Here is a 14,447-nt window from a genome sequence, read left to right on the forward strand (position 1 = left end):
CGGGCGGAACTTTTCAAACGCATCACCTATCATTGACCCATGCGTTTTCTGCTCTTCGCCCTGATGATCGCCCTGATGATCGCCCTGCTGCCCCTGCGCGGCTGGGTCGGTGATGCCATGGCGATGGAGATGGCCTTGACCCAACTGCAGTCGCCGCAACACGCGATGAGCAGCATGGCGTCACCGGCCCATGAAGTCGGAATGGATGCGCATGCCATGCAACAAGCCAGTGCAGCCGAAGCGCCGCATGCGATGACGCTTGCGCATGACTGCGCCGGCGATGACGCATCGCATGCAGCCAGCGCGCACTGCGAATCCTGCAGCGTCTGCCAGACCTGTCACACGGTCGCCCTGTCGCCGGCCGTAGCCGACGCTAGCCGGGTGTTCAGCGCGCCCACCATGCCGCGCCTTGCGGCAGCTCCCTTTGCCAGTGCCGATGCAGCACTGAGCCACAAACCACCCATTTCCTGATCTCCAGGCCCGTAGTGGGTCTGTACTTGCCTGCGGCACGGCCTTATCGGCCGATTTCGCCGGATAACTGCCATGCCAAGGCATGGCCCCGCTTGTATTTCAGGAGATTTTTGTGAACACCCGCTTTATTTCAAACCGGCCGACCTGGCTGGCCTGGCTGCTTTTTTCGGCCTGGGCCAGCGCCGCGTCCGCGCAAGCCCTGCCCTACCCCAGGCCCGACCCGCAGCCCACCGCGCAGGCCGCCGACCCCGCCACGCCGGTTCCGGCCGTCCCCTATCGTTCGGCGTTTGCCAAGCTTTCCAACGGCGTGGAGCAGCGCCGCGATGACTGGAAAAAGGCCAACGCCGAGGTCGGCCAATTCAAAAACGGCCATGCCGATCTGCTGAAGTGGGAAGCCGCCCAGGCCAGCCAGCCCAGCAGCGCGCCGGCCCGCGCGGCCCAGCCATGAGCGCGCCCAACCCAAGCCGGGCATGCCGCCCATCCCTGCGCCTGGTCTCCATCGCGACGCTGCTGGCGCTGCTCACCGGCTGCGCCGCGGTCGCGCCCGATGGCGGCGTGAGCGGACTGCAGGAACTCGCCAGCGGCAAAACCCCGGGCTCGGCCGGCGCCGCCGTCGCCATTAGCCGCCCCGGCATCAATACCCAAGCGGCCATTGATGAGTTGCTGAAAACCCCGCTGAGCGCCGAAGCAGCGGTGCGCATAGCGCTGCTGAACAACCCGGCGTTTCAACTGTCCCTGGCCAGCGCCGGCATCAGCATTTCGGATGCCATGCCGGCCCAGGGCCTGGACAAGCTCAAGGCGCGCCAGGACATCACCCGCCTGGCCGCCGAGACGCGCAAAGCCTGGCTCAACGCCGTCGCCGCCGAGCAGACCACCGCGCTCCGGCAAGATGCCATGGAGGCTGCCCAAGCCGGTGACGAACTGGCCCGCCGCCTGACGCGCGTTGGCAACTGGAGCGCCTTGCAACAGGCGCGCGAGCAGCTCTTGCTGAGCGATGCCGCGGCCCAACTGGCGCGCGCCCGGCAAGCCGCTTTCAGCGCGCGTGAAAAGCTCATCGTCCTGATGGGCTTGTGGGGCAGGCAAATCCAATTCGAGCTGCCCGCCCGCTTGCCCGAGTTGCCGGCGCAGCCGCAAGACATTCCCGATGTCGAAGCGCGTGCGCTGCAGGAGCGGCAGGACTTGCGACAAGCCGTGGCCACCTGGCAGCGGCAGCAGGCCACGACACGCGAGTTCGGCGCCGATGGCTTGTGGGACGCCCTGCGCGACTCGGCCCGGGTGCGCGAGATAGCCCTCAAGGTGCGCAGCGAGGCGCGCGAGGTTTACCACGGCTACCGCACGGCCTACGACCTGGCCCTGAGTGAGCAGCGCGACGTGCTGCCCCTGCACAATTTCATCAACGAGGAAATGCTGCTGCGCTACAACGGCATGCTGGCCAGCGTGTTCGAGCTGCTGAGCGATAGCCGGGCCCAGACGCTGGGCCACATCGCCGCGATTGAAGCCAGTCGTGATTTCTGGCTGGCCGAGGCCGACCTGCAGACCGTGCTGGCAGGCGCCTCAGCCACCTCAGCCCCTTCATCGACGGCCCGCCCCGCCGGCGCCGCCGCCGCGGCCGCGCACTGACGCCCGCCCCAACCCGCAAGGACATCTTCATGAATCGACGACATTTTTTCAGTGGCGCGGCCGTCTCGGCAGTGGCCGCCGCATCGGTCAGCAAAGTGGCCATGGCCGTCCTGCCCGAGCCGGTCATCATGACCAGCGCCGACAGCGCGCCACCGCTGACGCCGGAAAACGGCCGGCCCTACAAGCCCGTACTCACCCTGAACGGCTGGACCCTGCCCTGGCGCATGAACCAGGGCGTGAAGGAGTTTCACCTGGTGGCCGAGCCGGTAGTGCGCGAGATGGCTCCGGGCTTCAAGGCCCATATGTGGGGCTACAACGGCCAGTCGCCCGGCCCCACCATAGAGGTGGTGGAGGGCGACCGGGTGCGCGTCTTCGTCACCAACCGGCTGCCCGAGCACACCAGCGTGCACTGGCATGGCCAGCGTCTGCCCAACGGCATGGACGGTGTGGCCGGCCTGAACCAGCCGGCCATTCCCGTCGGCAAGACCTTTGTCTACGAATTCGAGGCACGCCGCCCCGGCACCTTTATGTACCACCCACATGCCGATGAAATGACGCAAATGGCCATGGGCATGATGGGTTTCTGGGTCACCCACCCCAAGGCAAAACACCCGCTGATTGAGGACGTGGACCGCGACTTTGTCTTTCTGCTCAATGCCTACGACATCGAGCCCGGCAGCGCGACGCCCAAGATCATGACCATGACGGACTTCAACCTGTGGTCATGGAATAGCCGCATCTTTCCGGGCATAGACACGCTCAACGTGCGCAAGGGCGACAAGGTGCGCATACGCGTGGGCAATCTGACCATGACCAACCACCCCATCCACCTGCACGGCCATGAGTTCAAGGTCACGGGCGGCGACGGCGGGCCCTGGCCCATGGCCGCGCGCTGGCCCGAAGTGACAACCGATATCGCTGTCGGCCAGATGCGGCAGATTGAATTCCTGGCCGACGAGGAAGGCGACTGGGCTTTTCACTGCCACAAGAGCCACCACACCATGAACGCCATGGGCCACGCCGTCCCCACCATGATTGGGGTGGACCACAGAGGTCTGGTCAAAAAACTGCAAAAAGCCTTGCCCGACTACATGGTGATGGGCGAGCGCGGCATGGCCGACATGGGGCAGATGGAAATGCAGATTCCCGACAACACCGCGCCCATGATGACGGGCACAGGCCCCTATGGCGGCGTGGAGATGGGCGGCATGTTCAGCGTGCTCAAGGTGCGCAAGGATCAAAAGCCCGGCGACTACAAGAACCCGGGCTGGTACCAGCAGCCGCCCGGCAGCCAGGCCTTTGAATGGACGGGCGCCCTGCCCGATCCGGCACGCCAGCCAGCCGGCGCCGGCAACACGCCGGCATCAGCCCCCGTCAGCACCGAAGTACAGATTCGCAAACCCGCTGGCCATGCCGGCCATCATTAATCACGCCCATGAAAACTTCCATGAAACACCAGAAAACTCTCAAATTAATAGCGGCTTGCGCCCTATCCATAAGTGCCAGTGGCCTTTTTGCCCATGGAAATGAAGGCCATGACGGGGCCAAGCCGGCGGCCGTCAAAAAGGAACAAAAGGAATGGGGGGTGGCCGGCGACGCCAAATCGGTCACCCGCACCGTGACCCTGACGATGGACGACAACATGCGCTTCACACCCGACAAGCTGGCCTTTAAGCAGGGTGAAACCGTGCGCTTCGTCATCCGCAACCAAGGCAAGCTGCGGCACGAGATGGTCATAGGCACTCGCCAGGACCTCGAGGCGCACGCCGCCATGATGGCAAAATTTCCGACCATGGAGCATGACGAGCCCTATATGGCGCATGTGGCCGCAGGCAAGCAGCAAGACCTGGTCTGGACCTTTAACCGCGCCGGCGAGTTTGACTTTGCCTGCCTGATCGCCGGCCACTTCCAGGCCGGCATGGTCGGCAAGATCAGCGTCACAGCACGCGCCTCCCAATAACCACTGACACCACCGACAAAGAAAACCACCATGCAAAGACGACAACTGATTCAAGCCATCTCCACGCTGACGACCCTGGCGGCCGCAGCCACGCTGAGCCCCACGCTGATGGCGCAGGCCAAGCCCCGCGTCGAAGTCTGGAAAGACCCCAACTGCGGCTGCTGCCAGGACTGGGTCAAGCATCTGCAGGCCAACGGCTTTGACGTAAAGGTGCACGACACCGGCAACACCGCTGCCAGAGCCCGCATGGGCGTGCCGCAAAAACTGGGCTCTTGCCATACCGCGCAGCTGATAGTGAAGGGACGCGCCTACGCCCTGGAAGGCCATGTGCCGGCCGGCGACGTGCAGCGCCTGATCAAGGAGCGGCCGGCAGGCATAGGCCTGACCGTTCCCGGCATGCCCATAGGCTCTCCCGGCATGGATGGGCCGGAATATGGCGGTCGCCAGGACCCCTATGACGTGCTGCTCATCAACACCGATGGCAGCACCCGTGTTTACCAAAGCTATCACCGCGCGAAAACCGTCTGAGCGCTCTGAAAGTCATAGCCATGAAATACCTCACCCCCCTGAAGGCCAGCTTGCTGGCCGTGGCCACTTTCGCAACGCTTGCGGCGTTTGCCCAAAGCGCTCTGCCGCAAGCCGACGCCGAAGTCCGCAAGGTCGATAAAGAAGCCGGCAAGATCGCGCTCAAGCACGGCGAGATCAAAAACCTCGACATGCCGCCCATGAGCATGGTGTTTCAGGTCAAGGAGCGCGCGCTGCTCGACCAGGTCAAAGTCGGTGACAAGGTGCGCTTTACCGCCGACAACGTCAACGGCGTGCTGACCGTGCTCTCGATAGAGCCGGCTTTATAAGCGGCCAGCCTATCCGCAAGCGCAAGCGCAAGCAACTATCAATTCAATAGCTGCTTGCGCTCGTCCCTATTGGCCTGTAGGCCAAAATACTGGCCCGCAAAGCCAGTCTCAGCCTGGCTCATGCCAAGAACGTTCTAAGATTCAGGCATGCCAAAAACCATACGCTACACCTTGCTCTCGCTGCGCGATCTGGCCATCTCCGTCGGACCGTTCGCGCTACTGGGCATCACGCTGCTGGTGCTGGCTTACTGGTGGCTGGACCCCAATCCGCCCAAGCGCGTCACGCTGGCCACCGGGCCGGCGCAAAGTGCCTATGAGGAGTTCGGCAAACGCTACGCCAAACTCCTGGCCCAGGAAGGCATCACCGTCACCTTGCTGCCCTCGCAGGGCTCGGCCGACAATCTGCAGCTGCTGCGCAATGGCCAGGCCGACCTGGGTTTTGTGCAGGGCGGCACCAGTGAGGTGGAGCCCGCAGACGAAGACAAGCTGGAGTCGCTGGGCAGCCTCTTTGTCGAGCCGGTGTGGTTGTTTTACCGGGAAGGCGCGGTAGCGAAATCGGCCGGTACAAGGACCAGCGTGGGGGCCAGCCTGGATGCCCTGACGCAGTTGCAGGGCTTGCGCGTCAACACCGGCACCGCCGGCAGCGGCATCCCCAACCTGATGATGCGGCTGCTGGCCAGCAACAAGGTGGAGCTATCGAGCTTGAGCATTTCAGGGCTCGAGCAGACCCCCGCCACCATGGCCTTGCTGGAAGGCAAGCTGGACGCCATCGTGTTTGCCTCGGCGCCCGAATCGCTGATGGTGCAGATGCTGCTGCAAACGCCAGGCATCAAGCTGATGAACTTCCCGCAAAGCGAGGCCTATTCGCGGCGCTTTGCCTTTCTGAGCCCGGTCGTGCTGCCGCGCGGCGTGGTTGATCTGGCGGCCAACATTCCGCCGCAAGACGTGCACCTGGTGGCGCCCACCACGGCGCTGATCAATCACAAGGGCACCCACCCGGCCCTGCTGCAGCTGTTTGTGCAGGCCGGCAAACAGATTCATGGCGGCGCCGGCTGGTTCAGGCGCGCCCGCGATTTCCCCAACCTGTCCAACAACGAATTGCCGATTGCGGCCGAGGCCGAGCGCAGCATCAAGGACGACAAACCTTTTCTTCAGCGTTACCTGCCCTTCTGGGTCGCCAACTTGGTCGATCGCATGTGGCTGGTCATGGGTATCATCCTGGCCGTCATGCTGCCGCTGACGCGCATCATTCCGCCGCTCTACGCCTTTCGCGTGCGTTCACGCATTTTCAGGTGGTACGGCCAGCTCAGGGAGATTGAAAACCGCATTGAAAGCAGCCGCGACAACGCCACTCAAAATACACTGCTTGAAGAGCTCAATCGCCTGGAACATAGGGCCGAGAAAATCAGCGTGCCGCTGTCTTACACCGACGAGCTGTACGCGCTGCGCGGCAACATTCAGCTGGTGCGCAAGAAGCTGCAAAGACCTAATTTGACCCCAGCAAGCCCGGCAACGACGGGTTTGCTTTAACCCGTTTTTAAGGAGCACCGCCATGAAACTCATTGACTCGCTGTTGACCGATGCAGCGGCCATCGCCGCCGTTCGTCGCGACCTGCACGCCCACCCCGAGCTGTGCTTCCAGGAAGTACGCACCGCCGATGTGGTGGCCCAAAAACTCACCGAGTGGGGCATTCCGATTCACCGCGGCATGGGCACCACCGGGGTGGTGGGCATAGTGCAGGGACGCGACGCCGGCCAGTGCGGCCGCGGCGTGGGCCTGCGCGCCGACATGGACGCCCTGCCCATGCAGGAGTTCAATCAGTTTGCCCATGCCAGCACGCACGCGGGCAAGATGCACGCCTGCGGCCATGACGGCCACACCGCCATGCTGCTGTCCGCCGCCCAACACCTGGCCAAGCACCGCGACTTCGACGGCACGGTCTATCTGATCTTTCAGCCGGCCGAAGAAGGCGGCGGCGGCGCGCGCGAAATGATCAAGGATGGCCTGTTCGAGAAATTCCCCATGGAAGCCGTCTTCGGCATGCACAACTGGCCCGGTGCGTCGGTAGGTACATTCGCCGTCAGCGCCGGCCCCGTCATGGCCTCAAGCAACGAGTTCAAGATCACCATTCGCGGCAAAGGATGCCATGCCGCGATGCCGCACTTGGGCTTAGACCCGGTGCCGGTGGCCTGCCAGATGGTGCAGGCCTTTCAGACCATCATCAGCCGCAACAAGAAACCGGTGGATGCCGGCGTCATCTCCGTGACCATGATCCACGCCGGCGAGGCCACCAACGTGGTGCCCGACTTCTGCGAACTCCAGGGCACGGTGCGCACCTTCAGCATAGAGGTGCTGGACCTGATTGAAAAACGCATGAAAGAGGTTGCCGAGCACACCTGCGCGGCCTTTGAAGCGCAATGCGAATTCGAATTTGTTCGCAACTACCCGCCCACCGTCAACAGCGCCGCCGAAGCTGATTTTGCGCGCCAGGTGATGAGCGACATCGTGGGCGCCGACCAGGTGCTGGCGCAGGAACCCACCATGGGCGCGGAAGATTTTGCCTACATGCTGCAGGCCAAGCCCGGCGCCTATTGCTTCATCTCCAACGGCGACGGTGCTCACCGCGAGATGGGCCACGGCGCAGGCCCTTGCACGCTGCACAACCCCAACTACGACTTCAATGACGAGCTGATTCCGCTGGGCGGCACTTACTGGGTGCAACTGGCCAAGCGCTGGCTGAACCAGCCCAGCCAGGCCTGAGGCGATTTATAAAGTGGGTTCAAGCTGGCGGTAGACCTCTTGGCCGACACGCGCCAGCTCCTTGCGGTCTACGCCGCCCGACAGCGCATAGCCAAAATTCTTGTCCACCCAGTAAAACACGTTGACCGCGCCGTCCTGGCCAAACTTGAAGGCAGTCTCCTGCCCGGCGGCCTCGCGCGTGACATACAGGGTGAGGCGCTGGCCGCTGGCCGTGCTGTACATGAACTGCGCCACCGCGCCCTTGCCGCCTGGCAGCAAGCGGCCACCCACCAGTTCATAACCCAGGGCACTCAGGGACGGGGGATGCACCGGCGTACCCAGCCGTTTGCTTAGCCAGGCCACCAGGGCCTGCTCCTGGTCGGCGCCTACTTCTACCGGGCGGCGCAGGTCGGGGCTGTAAACCAGGTGGGCGATGGCCGCACGCTGCGCGAAGCCCGGCAAACTGGCCGAAGAAACCAGCGCGCCAGCCGACATGCCTGGGCTGGCAGCGGCAAGGCGTGCCTCGCCGCTGTCCATGGCACCACGGGCAAACCAGGCCGAGCCCGCGCTCACTGCGGCAATGACAATGCCTGCCGCCAAACTGCCCCAAGGCCATGGCGTGGCCTCAGGCTTGAGCGGCAAGCGAAGCGGCAGCGGCTCCCGCACCACGGGATCAAGCCAGGCTCTCAGCAATTCATTCTGGCGCTGCCACGCCAGCACACGCTGACGCTCATCGGGGCGGCTGGCCAGAAAGTGTTCAATCTCGAGGCGACGTGCCGCAGTCAGCTGCTGATCCACATAAGCATGCAGATCCGCTTCGGTGATGGGCGCCGCAGCCGCGGACGCGAGGGATTTGATTTCGTCCATGACTTATTTGACGCGCTGAATTTTGCTGACCATCTCGCGTCCCTCCATTTCGGCGCGCAAACGCTCGCGCGCCCGTGACAGGCGAGACATCACTGTGCCGACGGGCACGCCTAGCGTGCTGGCAACCTCCTGATAACTGAACTCCTCAACTCCGACCAAAAGCAGCACCTCGCGCTGCTCGTTAGGCAGACGCTGCAGCAGCCGGTCAAGGTCACGCACTTCAAGTCGATCGGCCTGGGTGGCCCGCTCGGGCAGCTCCGGCAGCGCGTCGCCAGCGCCGTCTTCGGGGCGCGAGCGCTGGGAGCGCAGGCGATCCACAAAGGCGTTGTGCATGATGCCGAACATCCAGGCCCGGATCTCGCCACGCTTTTGCCACATCGAAAAGTGGCTCCAGGAGCGCTCCAGCGTGTCCTGCACCAGGTCATCGGCGCGATCACGATCCGCCGTCAGTCCGCGCGCATAGCGACGCAGACTGGGAATGCAGGCAACGATGTCGGTTTCGTCCTGGGCGCGCATGGGTCAGTGTGAAGCCGAGCGTTTAGCAGCGCAGTTTTAGAACTTGATGACGTGCCACACGTCTTTAAAGTTGTCGCCCATCTTGTCGCCGGGCTTGCCGTCTGCCGAGTAGAGATACAGCGGCTTGCCTTTGTAGGCCCATTGTTTGCCGCCATCGTCACGCGTCACGATGCTCAGGTCACCCTGGGGCTTGGCATCCGCCGTGGCCATGACGGCAGGCCAGAGGGTCAGGCAGGGGCCGTTGCAAGTACTCTTGCCGCTGCCCGCCACATCCTTGTCAAAGGTGTAGACCGTCATGCCGGTGCTATTGACCATCAGCCCGGCAGAGCCTTTGACAGCCATATCAGCCTGGGAAAAAGTTGAAGCCAGAGCAAGAAGGGAAAGGGCCAGTGTTGGAATCAAACGGATTTTCATGGGTTTTCCTTGAAAAAGTTAAAAGAGACACTGCGATAGACGCAACAGCTTGTCCTTTTATTCCGGCCATCTTCAAGTTCTTGAAAAAATAAATCCAGCTGGACCGAAACCAACCACCGCGGCCCTTGGCCTGCCACTAAGAGCCGCTGCCCTCCAAGCTGTTGCGCATGGCCGTGCGGGCAACGCCGTCCAGCGCCCCCTCAAGCACACCTTGCTGACTGATCACCTTGACCAGTTGCATTACCAGCAGCTGCTGCAACACGCCGCTAGTCATGGAATGCTGACGCCCGCCCTTGCTGGTGAACATGTACAAGGTGTTGTAGGGACTGACCCAGGTCAGCTGCGCACGCAACCATTGCATGTCCACAAGCAGCTCTACCCAGTCACCCAGTTGCAGGGCCGGGCTCGCATCGGCAGCAGGCGGCGCTGCTGGAATGGGGTCGGCGTCTTCGTGCAACTGCAGCTGGGTTGACTCAAAGCTGGATTGACTCTGAGCGACCCAGTCGTCCATGAAGCCGGAATGCTGGGCTTCGGAAGGCGCTAGCCAGGGCTGAGTCATGCCAGCCAGGTCCCCGGCGGCAAATGTTTCCTCAAGATGGTGATGGCCGCGGCTCAGGTCTTCATGCGCCTGCGGCGTGCCCCTGAGGGCGGCCTGATGGGTTTTCATCAGTTCATCAAAAAATGGCCTGGAGTCCGCCAGCGGATAGTCGATGGACAGCAAGCCTTCGCGCAAAGAAGCCAGCATGTCAGGAACGACCTTGAGAAAGCGCTTGCGATGACTGGCTATCTGGGCCAGATTGAGACTCCACAACACATCGCCCAAGGTCAGGCTGAACACGGCCTTGCTGGCCCCCAGACCACCATGTTCACCGAGCAGGCGCTCCTTGGCCATGACCTGCGCCCATGGGCCGGTCAGAAAATTCGTGATGATGCGATTGCCAGGAACGAAGTCGGCGCGCCCCCTGATTTCAGCGGCAATTTTTTCCGCCAGCAAGTTGCGCTGCTCGGCCTGCAGCAAGGCCTGCACGGCGCGGTTTTGGGACTCGCGGGCTTCCCGGTTATAGCTGGCCTGCTTATGCTCAAAGTCCTCCAGCAAGGCAGCGAAATGCCGGGCATCGCTAGCGTGTTCTTCGGTGAGCAAGGCGGCGACCGCACGCAGGTTTTCCATGAAGCCGGAAAAACCCGCCGCATTTTCGCTGGCGTAGGCCAGGCTGGCACTGGTGATGACATCAAGCAGGCGCCGTGCCGGGTGGCTCTTGTCGCTGAAAAAACGCGGGTCCGTCAGCCCCAGCCGCAAAAATGCCGGTTCGGTCTCGGCAATGACTTGTCTGACCGCCAGCAGCAAGCGCCTGTCCTGCGTCATTTGTTCGATCATCAGCCTGACCACTTCGACCGCCAGCGACTGACCCAGGCTTTTGGCGCCTGTTTTCAGATGTTCGCGCAACTGCGCCAGTGGCTGCGGAGCAGCCAAGCCGGTTGCCTTGGCGCTCGTCGTGGGCGGCCTCTTGATGTCAAGCTCCGCCAGCACATCCAGCGCCGCCGGCAGTGTGTGGGCAAAGTCCGGATAAACACTGGGCTCCAATGCATGGTCAGCGGCCAAAGACCGACCCTTGAAGTAACCGTCGTAATTGCCCGCCAGCAAATGCCGCAAATGATCAAGTGTGAGCACGGACTCGCGCCCGGTTTCAGCCGGCACGGCGGCCGTTGGCGCAGACCTGCCGGACTTTTCACGATGGCTCTCTGGCGAGGCCAGCACACCATAGGCAGCCAGCGCCACGCCTTGCCCGGCCAACAAGTCATCAAGCAACACATACAGTGACTGCAGCTCATCGCCCATGGGCTGCGCGCCATGAATCAGCCAGAGCGTGCGCGCATCGCTGCCAACCGGAAGACTCTGCAGCAGCCTGAGCAAGGCCTGCGAGACGATCTCGGGTCGCAGCGGATTCCTGTCCGACTTGACCACCTTGAAGCCTTGCACCGTACTCAGGCGCGCCGAAAAACCAGACAGACCGGCTTCGCAAGCCAAGGCGACGGTTTGCTGCAAGCGTGCGCTGTCTACCGCCTGCTGGACCTGCTGATCGCCCATCAGCTCGAGCTCACCAAAGCTCATGGACGAGAAGGAGCGTGTGGCGCCGTCAGACTTCTTGAGCAAACCGGGCCGCGTATCCTCGGCGATGGCCTTGGTCAGCTCGCTCGCAAAGCCCTGTACAAGGGTGAGCTGGTTCTGCTTGAGTGCGGCAATGGCATTTTGCAGCCGGCGTTTTTCTGTGACATCGGGAACCTGCAGGGAGCGCTCATACAAGCGCTCCACCAAGCTTGCACACCAACGTTCCATCAACAATGGAGACTGTCTGAAGCTCTCGTTAAGACAAGCTTGGTAAGCGTCCGGCAAGACTTGGGATGAAGAAGACATGGCTTTGGCGGCCCCTTTCAGGCAAAAAACCAGCATCACAAAACATGGTGGCATCCACATGAAACGCCCCGGGGCACGCAGGCCCTGGGCGCCACAGCTGCGGTGTCAGGGCTTCAGGCCCAGGTCCTGCCACCCCTGATGTCCGAGCTTTTCCAAGGTCGCGATGTTCTGCTCGAAAATCGCGTCGGCATCGGGAAAGGCCGCCACCGCGCGCTCCACACTGTCTTCGCGCAGCAAATGCAAGATGGCAAACGGCGCGCGGTTGGTGTAGTTGCTGATGTCGTCCGGCTCGGTGCCATCAAACTGGAATTGCGGATGAAAGCTGGCCAGCTGCACCACGCCCTCCAGGCCATGCTCATCGACCACGCCTTCAGCGATCTCCAGGAAATCATTGAAATCCAGGAAGTCGTCAAACAGCGTGGGGTGAATCAGCAGCGTGGTGTCCACCTCTTCGGCCGGCGTTGCCACCAGCAGCTCAAGCTCGCGGTCCAACTCTTCCAGCAAGTCGTCGGCATGGCGCGCCTTGCTCACCACCAGGCGAACCTGGTTTTTGACGTAAACCGCTTTGGCAAACGGGCACAAGTTCAACCCGATCACGGCTTTTTCAAGCCAGTGCCGGGTTTGAATCAGGACTTCGTCGTCGGTCATAAGCATCTCCGGGGAGCCACACGCAACGGCCACGAGGGCTCATCAACCAAGCAGGGGCCGCGGGACTGGCTCCGCCAGACCGCAGGCGCAACGGCCCCCTCGGGGGGCAGCGACCCACACGCAGTGGGGAAGCGTGGGGGCATTAATGCAAAGCCTTGAAACGCACGCGCTTGGGCTTGGCACCCTCTTCGCCCAGACGCTTCTTCTTGTCGGCTTCATATTCTTGGTAGTTGCCGTTGAAGAAGGTCCACTGGCTATCGCCCTCGGCCGCCAGAATGTGCGTGGCGATACGGTCCAGGAACCAGCGGTCGTGGCTGATCACCATCACCGAGCCGGCAAACTCCAGCAGCGCATCTTCCAGCGCGCGCAGGGTTTCCACGTCCAAATCGTTGGACGGCTCATCGAGCATCAGCACGTTGCCGCCAGCGATCAGCGTTTTGGCCAGATGCAAGCGACCGCGCTCGCCGCCCGACAGCATGCCAACGCGTTTTTGCTGGTCGGCGCCGTTGAAGTTGAAACGGCCGGCATAAGCGCGGCTGGGCATGGTGAACTTGCCGACGGTCAGCAGGTCCAGGCCGCCGGAGATATCTTCCCAGACGGTTTTTTCGTTGGCCAGGTCATCGCGGTGCTGGTCGACAAAGGCCATGCGGGCGGTCTTGCCGATCGCCACTTCGCCGCTGTCTGGCTGCTCCTTGCCGGCAATCAACTTGAACAGCGTGGACTTGCCGGCGCCGTTGGGGCCGATGATGCCGACGATGGCGCCAGCCGGCACCTTGAAGCTCAGATCGTCAATCAGCACGCGCTCGCCAAACGATTTGCTGACGTTCTTGAACTCGATGACCTCATTACCCAGGCGCTCGGCCACGGGGATGAAAATCTCGTTGGTTTCCACGCGCTTCTGGTATTCGAAATCGGACAGCTCCTCAAAACGTGCCAGGCGTGACTTGCTCTTGGCCTGGCGCGCTTTCGGGTTCTGGCGCGACCATTCGAGTTCTTTCTTCAAGGCCTTGGCGCGGGCTTCCTCGCCCTTTTGCTCCTGCGCCAGGCGCTCGCCCTTTTGGCTCAGCCAGGTGCTGTAATTGCCCTTCCAGGGGATGCCGTGGCCGCGGTCAAGCTCCAGAATCCATTCGGCGGCGTTGTCCAGGAAGTAGCGGTCATGGGTAATGGCCACCACGGTGCCTGAGTAGCGCTGCAGGAATTGTTCCAGCCAGTCGACCGATTCCGCGTCCAAGTGGTTGGTGGGCTCGTCCAGCAGCAGCATGTCGGGCTTGGACAGCAGCAGGCTGCACAAAGCCACGCGACGCTTCTCACCGCCCGAGAGCAGGCCGATCTTGGCATCCCAGGGCGGCAGGCGCAGCGCATCGGCAGCGATCTCAAGCTGGTGCTCGGAATCGGTACCGGCGGTGGCGATGATGGCTTCCAGGCGAGCCTGCTCGGCGGCCAGCGCATCAAAGTCGGCATCGGGTTCGCCATAGGCGGTGTAGACGGCTTCGAGCTGGGTCTTGGCGGCAAATACCGCGCCCATGCCGGCCTCAACGCTTTCGCGCACCGTGTGCTCGGGGTCCAGCTTGGGCTCCTGCGGCAGGTAGCCGATGTTCAGGCCAGGCATGGGCGTGGCTTCGCCTTCGATTTCGGTATCCAGGCCGGCCATGATCTTGAGCAGCGTGGACTTGCCGGAACCATTGGTGCCCAGCACGCCGATCTTGGCGCCGGGGAAAAAGCTGAGGGAAACCTCTTTGAGAATTTGCCTCTTGGGCGGCACGATCTTGCCGACCTTGTTCATGGTGAAAACGTATTGAGCCATTTTTTACAAGTAATAAGCGAATGAATAGGGAGGACGGCGCAAGGAAAGAGACTGCATGCTGCCTGCTGGCAGGCCTTGTTTGCAGCTTTCTTGCGGGCTAAACCACACGCCGGACCCTGTCAAATCGAGGTGGATTTCTG

At 62.5% G+C, this 14,447-nt stretch carries 15 protein-coding genes; 9 read left to right on the top strand and 6 right to left on the bottom strand.

From position 1 onward, the window contains the following. Positions 1–39 precede the first annotated feature (39 nt). The 9 genes from BM160_RS16205 (at position 40) to BM160_RS16245 (ending at position 7,666) form a co-directional block, all read left to right on the top strand. Positions 40–471, top strand: coding sequence for a hypothetical protein (locus BM160_RS16205; protein WP_092007208.1), 432 nt, complete (start codon positions 40–42; stop codon positions 469–471). A gap of 112 nt (positions 472–583) precedes the next feature. Next, complete coding sequence (locus BM160_RS16210; RefSeq protein WP_143093274.1) at positions 584–919, top strand: hypothetical protein; 336 nt, start codon at positions 584–586, stop codon at positions 917–919. Next, entirely contained in the window at positions 916–2,091 is a 1,176-nt protein-coding gene (locus tag BM160_RS16215; protein ID WP_143093275.1) for a TolC family protein, read from the top strand. The genes BM160_RS16210 and BM160_RS16215 overlap by 4 nt, the downstream gene beginning before the upstream one ends. Before the next feature lie 29 nt (positions 2,092–2,120). Further along, a complete protein-coding gene (locus BM160_RS16220) occupies positions 2,121–3,518 on the top strand; it encodes a multicopper oxidase family protein (protein ID WP_092007211.1) in 1,398 nt (465 codons plus the stop codon). A gap of 20 nt (positions 3,519–3,538) precedes the next feature. Beyond that, entirely contained in the window at positions 3,539–4,051 is a 513-nt protein-coding gene (locus BM160_RS16225) for a cupredoxin domain-containing protein (RefSeq protein WP_092007212.1), read from the top strand. Between the two features lie 30 nt (positions 4,052–4,081). Then, complete coding sequence (locus BM160_RS16230) at positions 4,082–4,579, top strand: DUF411 domain-containing protein (protein ID WP_092007213.1); 498 nt, start codon at positions 4,082–4,084, stop codon at positions 4,577–4,579. 20 nt (positions 4,580–4,599) lie between these two features. Further along, complete coding sequence (locus BM160_RS16235; RefSeq protein ID WP_092007214.1) at positions 4,600–4,905, top strand: copper-binding protein; 306 nt, start codon at positions 4,600–4,602, stop codon at positions 4,903–4,905. A 147-nt stretch (positions 4,906–5,052) separates the two neighbouring features. Continuing rightward, a complete protein-coding gene (locus BM160_RS16240) occupies positions 5,053–6,435 on the top strand; it encodes a TAXI family TRAP transporter solute-binding subunit (protein ID WP_092007215.1) in 1,383 nt (460 codons plus the stop codon). Positions 6,436–6,457: 22 nt separating this feature from the next. Then, positions 6,458–7,666, top strand: a complete 1,209-nt coding sequence (locus BM160_RS16245) for a M20 aminoacylase family protein (protein WP_092007216.1) — start codon at positions 6,458–6,460, stop codon at positions 7,664–7,666. Positions 7,667–7,672: 6 nt separating this feature from the next. On the opposite strand, the gene BM160_RS16250 is transcribed toward BM160_RS16245, so the two are convergent. From BM160_RS16250 to ettA, 6 genes are all read right to left on the bottom strand, one after another. Further along, positions 7,673–8,512, bottom strand: a complete 840-nt coding sequence (locus BM160_RS16250; protein WP_092007217.1) for an anti-sigma factor family protein — start codon at positions 8,510–8,512, stop codon at positions 7,673–7,675. Positions 8,513–8,515: 3 nt separating this feature from the next. Next, positions 8,516–9,028 carry an RNA polymerase sigma factor gene (locus tag BM160_RS16255; protein WP_092007218.1) on the bottom strand — a complete coding sequence of 171 codons (513 nt, stop codon included), beginning with the start codon at positions 9,026–9,028 and terminating at the stop codon, positions 8,516–8,518. Between the two features lie 36 nt (positions 9,029–9,064). Beyond that, entirely contained in the window at positions 9,065–9,442 is a 378-nt protein-coding gene (locus BM160_RS16260) for a COG4315 family predicted lipoprotein (protein WP_092007219.1), read from the bottom strand. 136 nt (positions 9,443–9,578) lie between these two features. Continuing rightward, entirely contained in the window at positions 9,579–11,915 is a 2,337-nt protein-coding gene (locus tag BM160_RS16265; RefSeq protein WP_092007220.1) for a DUF1631 family protein, read from the bottom strand. A gap of 45 nt (positions 11,916–11,960) precedes the next feature. Next, the gene (locus BM160_RS16270) at positions 11,961–12,503 is read right to left on the bottom strand and encodes a DUF1415 domain-containing protein (protein ID WP_092007221.1); all 543 of its coding nucleotides are present in this window, start codon (positions 12,501–12,503) and stop codon (positions 11,961–11,963) included. A gap of 142 nt (positions 12,504–12,645) precedes the next feature. Further along, positions 12,646–14,307: an energy-dependent translational throttle protein EttA gene (gene ettA / locus BM160_RS16275; protein ID WP_092007222.1), complete on the bottom strand. Its 1,662-nt coding sequence runs from the start codon at positions 14,305–14,307 to the stop codon at positions 12,646–12,648. Between the last annotated feature and the right edge of the window lie 140 nt (positions 14,308–14,447).

Origin of the sequence: Polaromonas sp. OV174, from assembly GCF_900112285.1 — a bacterium.
Classification (GTDB): Bacteria; Pseudomonadota; Gammaproteobacteria; order Burkholderiales; family Burkholderiaceae_C; genus Polaromonas.